The organism is Streptomyces europaeiscabiei, assembly GCF_036346855.1.
Classification (GTDB): Bacteria; Actinomycetota; Actinomycetes; order Streptomycetales; family Streptomycetaceae; genus Streptomyces; species Streptomyces europaeiscabiei.
In genome coordinates this window covers 8,867,721-8,884,472 of sequence record NZ_CP107841.1, presented here as the reverse complement: position 1 = coordinate 8,884,472, position 16,752 = coordinate 8,867,721, and the positions used below count along the sequence as shown (strand labels likewise).

General features: G+C 69.8%; 14 protein-coding genes and 1 riboswitch. Of the genes, 1 reads left to right on the top strand and 13 read right to left on the bottom strand.

Features of this window, described 5'->3' with window-relative positions; translation table 11 throughout:
• Positions 1-226: 226 nt before the first annotated feature.
• From OG858_RS38590 to OG858_RS38570, 5 genes are all read right to left on the bottom strand, one after another.
• A complete protein-coding gene (locus tag OG858_RS38590; protein WP_037704094.1) occupies positions 227-1,012 on the bottom strand; it encodes an SGNH/GDSL hydrolase family protein in 786 nt (261 codons plus the stop codon).
• Positions 1,013-1,217: 205 nt separating this feature from the next.
• Entirely contained in the window at positions 1,218-1,928 is a 711-nt protein-coding gene (locus OG858_RS38585; protein ID WP_086748789.1) for a DUF6250 domain-containing protein, read from the bottom strand.
• A gap of 72 nt (positions 1,929-2,000) precedes the next feature.
• Positions 2,001-2,561: a hypothetical protein gene (locus OG858_RS38580; RefSeq protein ID WP_086748790.1), complete on the bottom strand. Its 561-nt coding sequence runs from the start codon at positions 2,559-2,561 to the stop codon at positions 2,001-2,003.
• 192 nt (positions 2,562-2,753) lie between these two features.
• Entirely contained in the window at positions 2,754-3,758 is a 1,005-nt protein-coding gene (locus OG858_RS38575; protein ID WP_086748791.1) for a LysM peptidoglycan-binding domain-containing M23 family metallopeptidase, read from the bottom strand.
• A gap of 4 nt (positions 3,759-3,762) precedes the next feature.
• Positions 3,763-3,921, bottom strand: a riboswitch (cyclic di-AMP (ydaO/yuaA leader).
• Between the two features lie 301 nt (positions 3,922-4,222).
• Positions 4,223-6,298 (bottom strand): alpha-galactosidase, encoded by a 2,076-nt coding sequence (locus OG858_RS38570; RefSeq protein WP_086748792.1) that lies wholly within the window; start codon positions 6,296-6,298, stop codon positions 4,223-4,225.
• Positions 6,299-6,555: 257 nt separating this feature from the next.
• Between OG858_RS38570 and OG858_RS38565 the strand changes: the two genes are divergently transcribed.
• The gene (locus tag OG858_RS38565) at positions 6,556-7,353 is read left to right on the top strand and encodes a tyrosine-protein phosphatase (protein ID WP_086748793.1); all 798 of its coding nucleotides are present in this window, start codon (positions 6,556-6,558) and stop codon (positions 7,351-7,353) included.
• 210 nt (positions 7,354-7,563) lie between these two features.
• Here OG858_RS38565 and OG858_RS38560 read toward each other — a convergent pair whose 3' ends face one another.
• The 8 genes from OG858_RS38560 to shc form a co-directional block, all read right to left on the bottom strand.
• Positions 7,564-7,686, bottom strand: coding sequence for a DUF6126 family protein (locus OG858_RS38560; RefSeq protein WP_086748794.1), 123 nt, complete (start codon positions 7,684-7,686; stop codon positions 7,564-7,566).
• Entirely contained in the window at positions 7,683-8,315 is a 633-nt protein-coding gene (locus OG858_RS38555; RefSeq protein ID WP_086748801.1) for a helix-turn-helix domain-containing protein, read from the bottom strand. Before OG858_RS38555 ends, OG858_RS38560 begins: the two co-directional genes overlap by 4 nt.
• 121 nt (positions 8,316-8,436) lie before the next feature.
• Complete coding sequence (locus OG858_RS38550) at positions 8,437-9,846, bottom strand: aspartate aminotransferase family protein (protein ID WP_086748795.1); 1,410 nt, start codon at positions 9,844-9,846, stop codon at positions 8,437-8,439.
• On the bottom strand, positions 9,847-11,778 hold the full coding sequence (dxs, locus tag OG858_RS38545; protein WP_319316150.1) for a 1-deoxy-D-xylulose-5-phosphate synthase: 1,932 nt from the start codon (positions 11,776-11,778) through the stop codon (positions 9,847-9,849).
• 41 nt (positions 11,779-11,819) lie between these two features.
• Positions 11,820-12,977, bottom strand: a complete 1,158-nt coding sequence (ispG, locus tag OG858_RS38540) for a flavodoxin-dependent (E)-4-hydroxy-3-methylbut-2-enyl-diphosphate synthase (protein ID WP_086748797.1) — start codon at positions 12,975-12,977, stop codon at positions 11,820-11,822.
• A gap of 4 nt (positions 12,978-12,981) precedes the next feature.
• Positions 12,982-14,004, bottom strand: coding sequence for an adenosyl-hopene transferase HpnH (gene hpnH, locus OG858_RS38535; protein ID WP_086748798.1), 1,023 nt, complete (start codon positions 14,002-14,004; stop codon positions 12,982-12,984).
• A gap of 5 nt (positions 14,005-14,009) precedes the next feature.
• Positions 14,010-14,654, bottom strand: a complete 645-nt coding sequence (locus OG858_RS38530; RefSeq protein ID WP_086748799.1) for a phosphorylase family protein — start codon at positions 14,652-14,654, stop codon at positions 14,010-14,012.
• A complete protein-coding gene (gene shc, locus OG858_RS38525) occupies positions 14,654-16,666 on the bottom strand; it encodes a squalene--hopene cyclase (RefSeq protein WP_319068297.1) in 2,013 nt (670 codons plus the stop codon). The genes OG858_RS38530 and shc overlap by 1 nt, the downstream gene beginning before the upstream one ends.
• Between the last annotated feature and the right edge of the window lie 86 nt (positions 16,667-16,752).

Here is a 16,752-nt window from a genome sequence, read left to right as displayed (position 1 = left end):
GAGAACGGCTCCCCACCCACCAGGTCCCCGCGCCCCAAAAGGGGCGTGGGGAACTGCGCGAGCAACCACACGGCGCCCGCACCCGCACGCAGCGCAGCACCCCCACGACAAGCAGGCACCCACCGCACCGGGTGGGCCCGGCCACCCCCAAGCCCGGGGTCGGCCACTGCGAACCGGCCGACCGCCGGAGGCAATCCCGTCAGGCCTCTCAGACCTCTCGGGCCTCTCAGGCCACCGCCCCGATCCACGTCCTGATGTCGTCCGGCGACAACTGCCCCTTCGCCGACACATGATCCCCGGACGACTCCCCCCGCAGTCGCCGCCCGATCCACGGCACCAGATACTCCCGCGCCCAGTGGATGTTGTCGCGGCGCATCTCGAGCGTGCCGCGCGGCGGCAGCGGAGGCCACGGCTGATCGGGGTCGGCCGGAATGTCCACGCCCAGCACCTGCCCCGCCCGCAGGGCGACCCGCGTGTGCCCCTCCGGCGACAGGTGCAGCCGGTCGAGGTCCCAGGCCCGCCGGTCCTGGACCGTCTTCAGGGACCACAGGTCCAGCACAGGACACCCGTACCGGTCGGCGATGGCCCGCACATGCAGGTTGTACGTGGCGATCTTGCCCCGCATGTGCCTCAGCACCGGGACGTCACGGGTGTCGAACCCGGTGGTCACCATGACCGTACCGACGGCCGAAGTGAGCCTGGACACCGCCCGCTCGAACCTCTCGGCGACCTCGTCGGGATCGGTGCCCGGCCGGATGATGTCGTTGCCGCCCGCGCAGAAGGAGATCAGATCGGGCGCGAGCTCCAGAGCCCTCGGCACCTGGTCCGCCACGATCTGGTCGAGGAGCTTCCCCCGCACAGCCAGGTTGGTGTAACCGAAATCGCCCTCGGGCACCCGGTCCGCGAGAAGCACCGCGAACCGGTCGGCCCAGCCGACGAACCGCCCGTCGGGCCCGGGATCGCCCACGCCCTCGGTGAAGCTGTCCCCCACCGCCACGTACGACCCGATCATTGATCTGCTGTCATTCTTCGAATCGTCTGCCACATCGGCCCATGATTCACCTTCCGATGTGACCTACGCGACCGTAATAAGGGGTTGACGGTCGGTGAGATAGGCCACGGGTAAGTTTTGGGTCAATCCGGAATACACCGGGCCGGGACGGCGGCACCCCGCCACCCCGACCCTCTCCCTCGACCATCCCGGTCCGGCCGACCGCTCAGTGCCGACCGCCCGGCCTCCACACCCGGAAGTCCTCGATCCGGAAGTGACTCCAGGTGGTGCGGAAGGCGAAATGCCCACCCGTGTACGGCGCGGGATCGACGTGGTCGAAGACGAGCCGCCCGTTGTTCCACCACTGGACCTTCGAGCCGTCGGAGACGATCCGGACGCGGTTCGGCTCGTTCGCGACGAGCAGCGGCTCGGTGTAGTCGTAGATCAACGGCCGCACACCCGCCTCACCGACGTACCGACGCAACCGCGTGGTCGTATTCGTGTTGGCGCCGTACCCGACGTAGTACGTCTTCAGATGGTCGTACTCGGCGAGCGCGCCCCCACGCCGGGTGGCGAAAAGATCATCGGGCGACCGCACATCGACGGCGTTCCAGAAGTTGTTGAGATCGGAGACCCGGTCGTTGACCCCGCCCGCGGAGACCGGCGTGGCCGTGTACTCGACGACGTACGGCCCTGCCAGCTTCCGCTTGAACCAGACCGTGGCTCCGGCGGGCACGTCGACATCCAGCACCCCGCGCGAGGCCGTGACCGCCCCGCCCCTCTCCAACTCCAGGGCCCACTGCCCGAGCCCGTGCCGGAAGTCGTCGGCGGCGATCAGCCGGCCGCGGCGGCGGCTCGCGGACGCCGTCCCCGCCGGGGCGAGCGCCGCGAGGGCCGCGCCGGCGGCAAGGGTCCCGAAGGCTCTGCGAGTGGTCATGACGCTCCTTCTTTGACATTCACCCGCTCCAAAAAGAGGGGGATTCCAGCCCATGTGGGGTGAGGTCCGCGGTCACTCGACCGCGGTGGGGGCGGTGCTGCCCTTCCGGCACCGACTGTTCGCCGAGGGCGGGGAATCCCACCCTGTCCTGCCCGCGACGTCGGTTGCTGCGCCGGTGTCCGCGTTGCAGGTGAAACCGCAGGAAGAACAGGAGGAACAGGAGGAACAGGAGGACGCGGCCCGGCCCTTGCGCGAGTCGGGTCCGCTCCGGCCGACGGCGTACAACCGTTTCGGGCCGCCGTCCGCCGACACGTGGATCTGCGCGGGCAAGGTGACCGACGCGACGCCGAACAGGGCGCGGACGCCGCCACCGGTGAACCGGAAGGGCGGCCGGGAGCCGGAGTCGACGGTGGCGGCCTCGGCGGTGCGGCTCCAGTGGCCGTCGGAGACGAGCCGCCGGTCATCGGGACGCACCACGCCCGGCTCACCGGAGGCGAGAGCGGGCGCAGCGGCCCGGGCCGGAAGCCGCACGGCCACCGCAGCGCTCACGAGGACGCGGCTCTTGACGGCAGTGCGTCGGTCGACGCCGGACACGAAGACCCCCAAGGCGTAGAAAGCGCTTACGGAGACCACTGTGTCCGCTCATTCACATACCTGTCGAGACTTTGATCAGCCATGCCACGAGATCGCAATACGGTGATCACGCCTCGCCAGGGGCCGTGGCGGGGGCAGCCGACACGGAAGAAGGCCGACTCTCCGGGAACGCCGAAGGCCGGCCCCGCGGATCACGGGGGCCGGCCTTCGGTGCGGTCGTGCGGCTGCGCCTCAGACGCTGACGCCCTTCGAGCGAAGGTAGGCCAGCGGGTCGATGTCCGCGCCGTAGTTGGGGGTGGTGCGGATCTCGAAGTGCAGGTGCGGCCCGGTGACGTTGCCGGTCGCGCCGGAGAGACCGATCTGCTGGCCGCCGCTCACGGACTGCCCCGCGGAGACGGAGATCGAGGACAGGTGGGCGTACTGGGCGTAGTAGCCGTCGGCGAGCTTGATGACGACCTGGTTGCCGTACGCGCCGCCCCAGCCGGCGGAGACGACGGTGCCCGCACCCACGGACTTGAGGGTGGTCCCGGTGGGGGCCACGAAGTCGACGCCCGTGTGGTACCCGCTGGACCACATGCTGCCGGCGGTCTTGTACGCGGTGCCGACGGTGGCGCCCTGGATGGGCAGACTGAAGCCGGAGCTGTTGGACGACGAGGACTGGCCGCTCGACGTGGAGGTCGACGCCTGGGTGTCCTTCGACTCCTGCTTCGCGGAGTCTGCGGACTTCGACGACTGGGAGGACCCGGCGGCCGTCGAGGACTGCGACAGCTGCGGCTTCGACGACTGCGACGTACCGCCCGACGCGGCCTGCCCGCCGATCGACAGCTTCAGCCCCGGGTGGATGAGCGACGGGTCGGAGCCGATCTTCTCGCGGTTGTCCGAGTAGAGCTGCTTCCAGCCCCCCTCGACGTCCTGCTCGTCCGCGATCTTCGAGAGGTAGTCGCCGACCTTCACCGAGTAGGTCTTGGTCGCCGCCTTCTTGGTGGCGGTCTTCTCCGCCTGCGCGGCCTTCTCGGCCTGCTCGATCCGTGCGCCCGCCTCGGCCGCGGCCTTCTCGGTGGCGATCGTGGCGGCCTTCTCGGACACACCGGAAACGGCGGCCGTCGGGGTCGCGGCGTGGGCGCCGGCGGCTCCGATCAGCGGCAGCGCGAGCGCCGCGCCACCGGTCCCGGCGGCGGCGATCGAGCGGGTGAAACGCTGGGACTTCGGACGGCGGTGCTTACCCTTCGCGGGCATGGCGAATTCCTCTCCGGCGCCTGCGAGGTGAGCTGTCGGGTGCGGACTGGAGATGTCCGGCCGTGCTTGCGCACGGCTTTACCCCTAGCCGTTCCGGAGACCGGAACAGGCGGTACTACCTGTGGGTCCCCCGCTCCTGCCGTGGATCGGGTCGGTACGCGGCTCCGGTCGGCGGCAGGATTGGGCGTCCGTCCGGATTGACGCCGAACGTAAGCGACTTGTGCCCACAGAGACAACCATTGGGACTTCCTGTGCGTCTTCCCCCCTGATCCTTACATCAATTCACGATTACACTCCGTAAAGGACCGGTCTTGAATGTTGCCCAACGCCCTGTAAGCACATACGAATTACGTGAACATGGCGACAGCGGAACGTCACGAATATGACGCTGCTCACGCACCTACGTGCCAGTAGGCTTTATTACAGGGCTTGTTGGAATTACGGCTGCATTTCGGACAGATCACTCAAGTACGACGTAGGCGGATAACCGTCGCATCGAGGTCACCGCGCAGTCCTGTCCGCAGCCCGTGGTGCAACAGCACCGCACCTCGATGCATTTCACCCGTTTCACGGCACTCGTACGTTTCCGTCGGGTCGAGTCCGCGCAGCCGGAGCGGGGCCGACGGCTCGCCGTAGTGCTGGGCCTGGAGCCAGGCGAGGACGACGACCTCGTCGCCGTGGACGTACTGCACGGCACTCAGTCCGCCCGTCGGCGGCCGCAGCCGGTAGAGGTCGCCGCGCTGCACAACCGGCCGGATCTCCTTGTACAGCCCGACCCAGCTCCCCGCCTCGGCCAGTTCCTCCTCCGTCCACTCGGTGAGGTCGCCGCCGACGCCGAGCACACCCGCCATGGCACTGACGAAGCGGAACCGCAGCGAGCTGACCCGGCCGTTGAGCTGGTTGTTCGGGCTGTCGGTGACCCACGCGGCCATGGTCCGGGCCGGGTGGATCTGGCTGAAGCCGTGCTGGATGGCGAGCCGGTCGAGCGGATCGGTGTTGTCGGACGTCCACACCTGGTCCGTCCGGGCCATCACCCCGAGGTCGATCCGGCCGCCGCCGCCCGAGCACGACTCGAACGCCACTCCCGGGTGCGCGGCCCGCAGCCGGTCCAGCAGCGCGTAGAAGGCGCGCACGTGCTCGACCCACAGCTTCTGCGGGTACGGCTCTCCGGGCCAGCCGGCATCCGTGAAGCAGCGGTTGAAGTCCCACTTCACATAGTCGATCGGCGCGCTGGACAACAGCGCGTCCAGCCGTTCCCAGAGGTATTCCTGGACGTCCTCGCGCGCGAGGTTGAGTACGAGCTGATTGCGCAGCTCCGTCCTCTTTCGTCCCGGTTGGAACTGTGCCCATTCGGGGTGCGCCCGGTACAGCTCGCTGTCCGGGTTGACCATCTCGGGCTCGACCCAGATGCCGAACTGCATCCCCAGGGCGTGCACATAGTCGGCGAGCGGCTTCAGCCCCTTCGGGAAGCGGTCCGGATTGGGTGTCCAGTCGCCGAGGCCGGCGCGGTCGCTCGTACGCGCCCCGAACCAGCCGTCGTCCACGACGAACAGCTCGACCCCGATGGCCGCCGCCCGCCGCGCGAGCGTCCCCTGCTGTTCCTCGGAGATGTCGAACTCGGTGGCCTCCCAGGAGTTGAAGAGCACCGGCCGGTCCTGGTCCGCGTCCGGGATGATGTACGTCCGCTGGTACGCGTGCCAGGCGCGGCTCGCCCCGCCGAAGCCTGCGTCGCTCCACAGGCCGGCGAAGACGGGCGTGGTGAACGTCTCCCCCGTGTCCAGCCGCAGCAGTCCGGACTCGTCGTATCCGGCGCCGCCGGTGATCTGCACGCGCGCGTCCGCGAGTTGAGCCACCGCGATCCGCCAGGACCCCGACCAGCCGAGGGCGCAGCCGTAGACCTCGCCGCGCTCCTCGGTGGCGTCGGTGTCGAGCGCGACCCAGGGCAGGTGCTGGTGCCCGGTGTGCCCGCGCCGACTGCCGATGACCTTCTCGCCGTAGGCGAGGTCCCCGCGCAGGAGCCGGGACTCGGCCGCCCATCGCCCGTGCAGCTGGGACAGCCGCCAGGTCTCCTCGACGCGCGACGGCAGCGTCCAGGTCGCCGAGTCGGCCCTCAGCAGCTCCACCGCCGGCCCGTCGTTGACGAGGGTCACCCAGCGCTCGATCACGTCGTCGCGCAGCCGGTAGTGCAGCGTGATCCCGAGTCCGTCGTCGGTGAACCGCAGCCGCAGCTCGTCGCCGTCGGCCTCGTACTCCCGGAAGGTCCACTCGGTGCCGCGCCGCTCGTCCGTGCGCACGGAGAGGGCGGGACGGGTGAAACGGGGACCGCCCTCGACGGGGTACTCCTCGTGTCCGTCGACCGGGGCCTCGAACGGCCAGTACGGCAGCTGCTGCCGGGCGGCCAGTTCCTCGACGTCAGCGAGCGCGATCCGGGGACCCCAGTGCAGGTGCAGCAGTTCGTCGTTCTCCGTGAGCCGCAGGGCATAGCTGCTTCTGGGCCCGGTGAGAAGCCAGGTCCGGCCGTCTGCGCCGATTTCCAACATCAAGACCCCACAGATTCGAACAGGCGTAATCGGGCTTCAACATCATCGCAGGTCGCTCCGGGCGCTCGACGGCACCTGTGGACAACGTCCACCGCGCCTTCCTCAGCGCCTGTGGACAAGTACGGGCGAGCCCCCGCCACGGCCCCTGTGGACAACTCATTGGCGTACGCACCCATGTCGTATGGTCGAGTGCGCGCCTCGGTGTCGAGTGCGCGCCCGTCGACGATCGCGCCGACGGCCGGATGGGAGGAGCCCCAGTGACGCAGCAGATCCCGTCGACCGAGCCCGAGCTGACCGGAGTGCGTAACTTCCGCGATGTGGGCGGTCTGCCGACGGTGGACGGCCGTCGGGTGCGTCACGGGGTCCTGTTCCGCAGTGGCCACCTCGCGCACGCGACCGACGAGGACACCGCGTTCCTGGCCTCCCTGGGCCTGCACACGGTCTTCGACTTCCGCAACGCGGCCGATCTCAAGCTGGAGGGCCCGGACGTCTCGCTGCCCGGCGTGCTCAATGTGAACCTGCCGCTGAGCGACCCGGCGGACGGCGCCGAGTTCTGGAAGATGGTCCGGGACGGAGATCTGGACCAGCTGCGCGCGCTGTTGGGGGACGGCAAGGCGGCCGACCGGATGATCGCCTCCTACCGCACGATGATCAAGCACCGCACGGCCGAACACTCCCGAGTGCTGCACGCGCTGGCCGAGGACAGCGTGCCCGCGCTGATGCACTGCGCGGCGGGCAAGGACCGCGCGGGCCTCTCCATCGCCGTCACGCTCCTCGCCCTGGGCGTCGAGCGCGAGGCCGTCGTCACCGACTACCTGGAGTCGAACGCCAAGCACCGCCGCTACAAGGTGCACCGCAGCAGCACCTCCGCGAGCGCCTGGTCCCCGGAGGTCATGGAGCTGCTGAGCCCGCTCTTCGACGCCCGCGCCGAGTACCTCCAGGCGGCCTTCGACACCCTGGAGGCGACCTGGGGCGATGTCGACTCGTATCTGGAGCAGGGTCTGAAGGTGACCCCGCAGACCCGGGAGCGGCTGCGCGAGCGCCTGCTCGACTAGGGCACTTCTGACGGCTCCTGGTCGGAGATCATCCGGCCGATCGGCGGCTCGTGAGGCGGCTCGTGAGGCGGCTCGTGAGGCGCCGGCCGCCTCACCGGACTCGTCCGTAACCGCTCACGAACGGCTTCAAGAGCGGTCAGAAACGGCCCAGTGCGCGCCAGGCAGGACGAGCCGCCTCGACCGGAGAGCCGACCCCCACGGGTGATGCGGCTACTGCTCGGCGCCCAGTTCGAACAGCAGGTAGACGAAGGCCGCGAAGACATGGCCGACCGCGATGTAGATGATGAGCCGCACCCACAGGGCGCGGGGGAACTTCTCTTCCAGGTCGGTCATGGAGTCTCTCCGGGGGTGATCGGCCCGAGGCACAGCGCGGCGGTCGGGCTCTGCAGAAGGGTGTGGACGAACAGGAGGTCGGCGCCGTCCTGGTCGGCGGCGGCGATGCGGTGCGGGGTCAGCGAGTCGAAGTGCGCGCTGTCCCCGGGCGCGAGCTGGTGCGCGGTGTCCCCGAGGCGCAGCCGCAGCCGTCCCTTCAGGACGTAGAGCCACTCCTCGCCGGGATGCACCCGCACGATGTCGCCCTGCGAGCCGTGCGGCACATGGACGCGCAGCGCCTGCATCCCGCGCCCGGAAGCGCCCGCCTGCCAGTACGTCCAGCCGCCGGCCCGAGTGGGCTCCATGTCGGGCGCGCGCAGCACGGCGTCCCGCTCGGCGACGGTCTCGCCGAGCAACTCCGAGACCGTCGTACCGTAGATGCGGGCCAGCGCGAGCAGCATCGGCAGCGAGGGCTGACGCTGCCCGGTCTCCAGCCGGGACAGGTGTGCGGGCGAGAGCGCGGCGGCTCGGGCCGCGGCCTCCAGGGTGAGGGAGGCCCGGCGGCGCAGGGCCCGCAGCTGCGGGGCGACGGCGGGCAGCGCCGCGCCCGGCGGTGGCTCGGGAGGGTTCGTACCCTCGGAGGGGCTCATGCCCTCCATTCAGCCGGACTTTTGCCTCTGCGGCAATTTCCTTGCCTCAGAGGCAAAATCCCTGGGTCCCCGCCGAAGTCACGCACCTGACGGGCCCTCGGCAGGCTCCTGACGTGCCCCTCTATCGGTTGGCCACCGCCTGTTTCACCAGCGTCTTCCCGAAGTCCCACATCAGGGCGCCCCCGCTGTGCGCGTCGTCCATCACCTCGCTGAACGCCTCGACGAACCGGTCCACCTCCCGCTCCCCGATGACCAGCGGCGGGATCAGCTTGATCACCTCCAGGTGGTCGCCGGAGACCTGGGTGAGGATGCGGTGCCGTTGCAGCAGCGGGACGACGACCATCTGCGCGAACAGTCCCTTGCGGGCCGCCTGGAGCATGGTCCAACGGCTGCGCAGCTTCAGCGACTTGGGTCTGCCGAACTCGATGCCGATCATCAGGCCCCGGCCGCGTACGTCGCTGAGCAGCTCGTACTTGTCGATCAGTGCGGCCAGCCGGGTCTTCAGCAGCTCGCCCGTGGCCCGGGCGCCCGCCACGATCCGTTCGTTCTCCATGACCGAGAGGACGGCGAGCCCGGCGGCCATGGCCTGGGCGTTGGAGCCGAAGCTCGCCGAGTGGACAAGGACGCGGTCCATGGACGAGTAGACCTTCTTGAAGATCCACTCCTTGCCGAGGGTCGCGCCGACCGGGACATAGCCTCCGGAGAGCGCCTTCGCCACGCACACCAGATCCGGCTCGACCCCGTCCTCGTGCTGGTAGGCGTAGAAGTCCCCGGTCCGCCCGAGCCCGGTCTGCACCTCGTCGACGATCAGCAACGCCTTATGTCGGTGCAGCACCTCCTGGGCGGCGCGCAGATAGCCGGGCGGCGCCTCGTGCACGCCCTTGCCCTGGATGGGCTCGACGACGAGGGCGGCGACATCGCCCTTCTTCAACTCCCTCGCCAGCGCGTCGAGATCACCGAGCGGTACGGCCGTGTCGGGCAGCAGCGGTGCGAAGCCGTCCCGGAAGCCGTCCTCGCCGTTCACGGAGAGGGAGCCGGTGGTGAGCCCGTGGAAGGCGTGGTCGCAGTACAGGACGCGCGGTCTGCCTGTTGCGTACCGGGCGAACTTCAGCGCCGTCTCGACGGCCTCCGTGCCGCTGTTGCCGAAGAACACCCGGTCCAGGTGCGGACTGTGGGTGAGCAGCTTCTCGGCGAGCAGGCCGGGCAGGGGCTGGCAGTCGAAACGGGTCAGGTCGGCGAGGCGCGCGTCGAGCACGTCGTGCAGCGCCTTGCGGACCACGGGGTGGTGGCGGCCGAGCCCCATCACCCCGAATCCGGCGAGCATGTCCAGGTACTCGTTGCCGTCCGCGTCCCAGAAGTACGCGCCCTCGGCCCGCTCGTAGACCTTGTCGAAGCCGATGGTGTGCAGCATGCGCGGGAGTTGGTGGTTGAGGTGCCTGGCGTGGAGTTCGTAGCGCTCGGCGCCGCGCTCGGCCAGGAGTCTGCCGAGGTCGAACTCCTCCGTATCGGCGGCGGGTTCCGCTGTGGTCATTTACGGTTTCTCCTCGGAAGGCTCGGCTTGGGACAGGTCGCCCTTCGCGAGCTCGCCCTTGACGGCCAGACTCGCGCTGATCCGCCCGGCGATCTCGACCGGCGTCAGGCCGATGTCCGCCAGCACCTCTCCGCGCTTGGCGTGCGGGAGGAACTGCTCCGGAATCCCGAACCGCCGTACGGGTACGTCGACCTCGGCGTCCCCCAAGGCCAGCGCGACCGCCGAACCGACCCCGGCCGCACGGCTGTTGTCCTCCACGACAGCCACGAGCCGGTGTTCGTCGGCGAGCCACGGCAGCGCCGGATCGACCGGCTTGACCCAGCGCGGGTCGACGACGGTGCAGCCGATCCCCCGCGCCTCCAGCAGCTCGGCGGCCTGAAGACAGACCGACGCCATGACGCCGACGGCGACCAGCAGCACGGCCGGACGGTCGAAGGACGGGGAGCGGTGCAGGACGTCCATACCGCCCACCCGCTCCAGGGACGGGATCTCAGGGCCCACCGACTCCTTCGGGAACCGGATCAGCGTGGGAGCGTCGTCCACGGCGACGGCCTCCCGCAACTGCGTCCGCAGTTGCTCGGCGTCGCGCGGCGCGGCGATCCGCAGCCCCGGTACGACCTGGAGGATCGACATGTCCCACATGCCGTTGTGCGAGGCCCCGTCGACGCCCGTCACACCGGCCCGGTCCAGGACGAAGGTGACTCCGCACCGGTGCAGCGCCACGTCCATCAACAACTGGTCGAAGGCGCGGTTGAGGAAGGTCGCGTAGACGGCCACCACCGGATGCAGCCCGCCCGTCGCGAGCCCCGCCGCCGACACCGCCGCATGCTGCTCGGCGATGCCGACGTCCCACACCCGGTCGGGGAACTTCTCCGCGAATCTGCCGAGCCCGACCGGATGCAGCATGGCCGCCGTGATCGCCACGACGTCCTCGCGCTCGTCCCCGATCTTTACGATCTCGTCGCCGAAGACCGACGTCCAGGACGGTCCACCGGCAGGAGTGAGCGGCTCGCACGTCAGCGGGTCCATCACACCGACCGTGTGGAAGTGGTCCTCCTCGTCGGCGAGCGCGGGCTCGTACCCGCGGCCCTTCTGCGTCAGGCAGTGCACCAGGACCGGCCCGTGGAAACGCTTGGCGCGGCGCAGCGCCGACTCGACCGCCTTGGTGTCGTGCCCGTCGATCGGGCCGACGTACTTCAGGCCCAGGTCCTCGAACATGCCCTGCGGCGCGAACGCGTCCTTGAAGCCCTTCTTGGCCCCGTGCAGCGCCTCGTACACCTCCTTGCCGACGACCGGGGTGCGCAGCAGGACCTCCTTGCCCCAGGCGAGGAACTGTTCGTAGCCGTCGGTGGTGCGCAGGGTCGCGAGGTGGTTGGCGAGGCCGCCGATGGTCGGGGAGTATGAGCGCTCGTTGTCGTTGACGACGATGATCAACGGCCGGTCCTTGGCGGCCGCGATGTTGTTGAGTGCCTCCCAGGCCATGCCGCCGGTCAGCGCGCCGTCGCCGATGACCGCCACCACATGGCCCTTCTCCCCCCGCACCTGACGGGCCTTGGCGAGGCCGTCCGCCCAGCCGAGGGCGGTGGAGGCGTGGCTGTTCTCGACGATGTCGTGCTCGGACTCCTCGCGCGAGGGGTAGCCCGACAGGCCGCCCTTGCCCCGCAGTTTGGAGAAGTCCTGTCGCCCGGTCAGCAGCTTGTGCACATAGCTCTGGTGACCGGTGTCCCAGACGATGCGGTCGACGGGTGACTCGAAGACCCGGTGGAGTGCGACGGAGAGTTCCACCACCCCCAGGTTGGGCCCCAGGTGACCACCGGTCCTGGCGACCGCGTGCACCAGGAACTCCCGGATTTCTTCGGCCAGTTCACCGAGTTCCGCCTCGGTCAGCGCCTTCAGGTCGCGCGGTTGCCGGATGCTCTCCAGAATCGTCACGTCGGGCCCCCTCTCGATCCGTGCTCTCTCAGCCCGTGTTGTCAGCTCACGGTGACCGCCGGCTCCCCCGACGCGACGCCGTCCCGCTCCATCTGCTCGGCGATCTTCATCGCCTCGTCGATGAGGGTCTCCACGATCTTCGACTCGGGCACGGTCCTGATGACCTCGCCCTTCACGAAGATCTGCCCCTTGCCGTTGCCGGAGGCGACCCCCAGGTCCGCCTCCCGCGCCTCGCCCGGTCCGTTGACGACACAGCCCATGACGGCCACCCGCAACGGCACCTCCATGCCCTCCAGACCGGCACTCACCTCGTCCGCCAGCCGGTACACATCGACCTGCGCCCGCCCGCACGAGGGGCACGAGACGATCTCCAGCCGCCGCTGCCGCAGGTTCAGCGACTCCAGGATCTGGATGCCGACCTTGATCTCCTCGACCGGCGGAGCGCTCAGTGACACCCGGATCGTGTCGCCGATCCCCTCGCTGAGCAGCGCCCCGAAGGCGACGGCGGACTTGATCGTGCCCTGGAACGCCGGACCGGCCTCGGTGACCCCCAGATGCAACGGGTAGTCGCACTGGGCCGCCAGCTGCCGGTACGCCTCGATCATCACGACCGGGTCGTTGTGCTTGACCGAGATCTTGATGTCCCGGAAGTCGTGCTCCTCGAACAGCGAGGACTCCCACAGCGCGGACTCCACCAGCGCCTCGGGCGTCGCCTTCCCGTACTTCTGCAGGAGCCGCTTGTCGAGCGAGCCGGCGTTGACCCCGATCCGGATCGGGGTCCCGTGATCCTTCGCCGCTCGCGCGATCTCCTTGACCTTGTCGTCGAACTGCTTGATGTTGCCGGGGTTCACCCGCACCGCCGCGCAACCGGCCTCGATCGCCGCGAACACGTACTTCGGCTGGAAGTGGATGTCCGCGATCACCGGGATCTGCGACTTGCGGGCGATGGTGGCGAGGGCGTCCGCGTCGTCCTGCGTGGGGCAGGCGACACGGACGATCTGGCAGCCCGACGCGGTGAGTTCCGCGATCTGCTGCAGGGTTGCGCCGACGTCCGACGTACGGGTCGTCGTCATCGACTGCACCGACACCGGGGCCCCGCCCCCGACCGCCACCGACCCGACCTGGATCCCGCGCGACACGCGCCGCTCGGCGATCGGCCGGACCGGTACCTCGGGAACGCCCAGGGAGACGGCGGTCATGGCGTCACCCGTTGTTTCCGGAGACCGTCTCGCGCAGGGCGCGCAACGACTCCTTCAGCGATCCCATGGTGGCGAGGACGGCGGTCGGCTCATAGCCGCAGTGCGCCATGCAGTTGGCGCAGCGCGGGTCCTTGCCCCGGCCGTACGCGTCCCAGTCGGTGTCCTCGATCAGCTCCCGGTACGTCGTGACGTACCCGTCGCTCATCAAATAGCAGGGCTTCTGCCAGCCGAAGAGCGAGTAGTTGGGGATCGCCCACGCCGTGCACGGGAAGTCGACCTTGCCCTCCAGGAAGTCGAGGAACAGGGGCGAGTGGTTGAGCCGCCAGCGCCGCCGGTTGCCACCCGAGAAGGCTTTCTTGAACAGTTCACGGGTCTGTTCGACGCCGAGGAAGTGCTCCTGGTCGGGCGCCTTCTCGTAGGCGTAGGCGGGCGAGATCATCATCTCGTCGACCTTCAGGTCGTCGTTGAGGAAGTTGAGAACCTCGATGATGGTCTGCGGGGTGTCGGTGTTGAAGAAGGTCGAGTTGGTGGTCACCCGGAAGCCGCGCCTCTTGGCCTCCTTGATGGCGGCCACGGCCTCGTCGAACACCCCTTCCTTCGCCACCGACTCGTCGTGCCGCTCCCGCAGCCCGTCGATGTGCACGGCGAACGCGAAGTACGGCGAGGGCTTGAACTTCTCCATCTTCTTGCGCAGCAGCATGGCGTTGGTGCAGAGGAAGACGTACTTCCTCTTCGCCACCAGCTGCCGCACGATCTCGTCGATCTGAGGGTGCATCAGGGGCTCGCCGCCGGCGATCGACACCATCGGCGCCCCGGACTCCAGGACGGCGCCCACGGCCTGCGCCACCGGCATGCGCTGCTTGAGCACACCCGCCGGGTGCTGGATCTTGCCGCAGCCCTCGCACTTCAGATTGCAGGCGTAGAGCGGTTCCAGCTCGACGATCAGCGGGAACTTGTCGCGCTTGCGGAGCTTCTGTTCGGCGAGATACGTCGCCACCTTGATGGACTGGCGGAGCGGCATGGCCATCTGGCTCACCTCCTGGGGAGCAGCAAGGAACGGTGCCATTCGTAATAAGCGGGAAGGACGGCACGAAGGACGCGGAAGGCTGATATTCCACCGCGTACCGTGCCGATCCGGACCAGTTCATGCTCTGGAGCGTCCACGACCACCCGGACGGCCGCAACCGGGCGTGCGCCGGATCTCACGGCGCAGTGGAGCGTGACGGCGGACTCCATGTCGACCGCGAGTGCGCCGGTCGCGTACAGGTCGGACCGTTCCTGGCCGCGTACGACATGGTCGGATCCGGTGAGCGGGCCGGTGTGGACCTTGCGCCCGGGCACGGCCCGCACCAGCTCCTTGACCAGCAGTTCGGTGCCCACACAGGGCGTGACGGCGCCGTCGGGGCCCCGGGTCTCCTCGGCGACGACCAGGTCACCGGGGTGCATGCCCGGGGCGAGTCCGGCGCAGAACCCGGTGGCCAGTACGGCCGCGTCGCGCAGCCCCGGGTCGGCGAGCAGCCGGGTGACGGACCGCTCGGCGGCCCTCGGCCCCATGCCGGTGCGCAGTACGGTGACCGGGCCCCCGGCGCCGCCCCGGTCGCCGCTGCGCAGGGCGAGCTGCTCGATGCCGAGCGCGCAGGCGATCAGCAGCGGGGCCGGGGCGGCGGGCGGGTTCATCAGCTCCCCTTGGCTTTCGACGCGTGCGGGGCCCTCAGGACGGCCGGCTCGCCGTTGACGTACCGGCCGAGCGCGGTGAGCGGGAAGACCTGGCGGTAGAGGTGGTAGTTGATCGAGAAGTCCCAGGGGAAGCCGGTCCCGGTGAAGTACGGCTCGTCCCAGGACCCGTCCTCCCGCTGGGTCCGGGCCAGCCACTCGACGCCGCGCTCGGTGGCCTTGGTGTCCCGCTCCCCCGCCGCCAGCAGTGCGAGCAGGGCCCACGCCGTCTGGGAGGCGGTGGAGGCGCCCCTGCCGCCCCACTCGGCGGCGTCGCGGTAGGAGCGCAGGTCCTCGCCCCAGCCGCCGTCGTCGTTCTGCACGGTCTCCAGCCAGGCCACGGCCCGGCGGATCGCGGGGTGCGCGGCGGGCAGCCCGGCGGTCACGAGGGCGGGGACCACCGACCCGGTGCCGTAGACGTAGTTGACGCCCCAGCGGCCGAACCACGCGCCGTTCGACTCCTGCTCGGCCAGCAGCCATTCGATGCCGCGCCGGGTACGCGGATCGTGGGACAGTCCCTCGACCGCGAGCATCTCCACCACATGCGCGGTGACGTCGGCGGACGGTGGGTCGATGACCTCGCCGAAGTCGCAGAACGGCAGGCGGTTGGGGAACGGGCTGGTGTTGTCGGCGTCGAAGGCGCCCCACGCCCCGTTCCTGGACTGCATGCCGACGGTCCAGCGCACCCCGCGCCGGATGGCCTTCTCCACCCGCTCCGGGTCGTGGTGCCTGACCCGGCGCAGCGCGAGGACGACCTCGGCGGTGTCGTCGATGTCGGGGTAGTTGTCGTTGTGGAACTCGAAGGCCCAGCCTCCCGGGGGCAGTTGGGGTCGCTTCACCGACCAGTCGCCGGGGCGGACGATCTCCTCGCCGAGCATCCAGTCGGCGGCCTTGACGAGTTGGGGATGGTCGGCGGGCAGACCCGCGTCGGCGAGCGCGATGGCGGCCAGGCAGGTGTCCCACACCGGGGACTGGCACGCCTCGATCATCCGGGCCCCGTCCTGGCGCCACACGGCGAACCGGTCGAGGGACTCCAGTCCGGCCCGCATCACGGGGTGTTGGAGGTCGTAGCCGAGCAGGTGCAGCGCGATGATCGAGTAGACGGCCGGCGGCTGGATGCCGCCCCAGCAGCCGTCGTTCTCCTGCCGCTCGACGATCCAGCGGGCCGCGCTGTTCATCGCCGCCCTGCGCAGCCGCTTCAGCGCCACCTTGTGGTAGCCGTGCAGGACCTTGTCGAGGCGCTGGAAGGCGCCTTCCCAACTGCCCAACGGGTCCAGGGGCCTGGGCGGGTTCGGCCGTCCGGGGTCGGTGTGCAGCTCGTCGAGCGGGAACGGCGCGGGCCGCACCGGGCGCTTCGCCGAGACGACGGTCAGCGGCACGATCGTCTGGCGGGCCCAGCATCCGAAGTCGTAGATGTTCAGCGGCATCCACTTGGGGAAGTAGACGATCTCGGGCGGCATCTCCGGCAGGTCGTCCCACTTCCACCAGCCGAACAGCGCCAGCCAGATACGGGTGAAGACCCGGGCGGCGGCGATCCCGCCCCGCTCGCGGATCCACGCGGAGGCCCGCGCCATGTGCGGCTCGGCCGGGTCGTCCCCGGCCAGCCGCAGCGCGACGTACGCCTCGACGGTGGCGGAGAGTTCGGGCGGGCCGCCGTGGAAGGTGGCCCAGGTGCCGTCCGGGCGCTGCTCGCCTCTGATGAAGAGGGCGGCGGCCCGAGTGGTCTTCTCGTCGCGGATGCCCAGGAACTGACGGAGCAGCAGATCCTCGGCGTCCATGGTGACGTTGGTCTCCAGGTCGCCCTTCCACCAGCCCTCGGCGTCCTGTCGGGAGAGCAGGAAGTCGGTGGCGCGCCGTACGGCATGCGCTGCCGCATCCTGGACCCCTGCCGCCACAGGGGTGTCGTGGTCGGTGTCGCTGGCCGCGGCAGCGCGGGGCGGCAGTGCCCCGGTGCTTCCGTCGGTCGTCGCTGTCATGGCTTCCCCTTCGTGCAGTGGACGGATCTCTCTGCGGTGGGTCAGCCGTCGGCCGGTGCGTGTCCGGTGACAGGCACCGGCCGGCG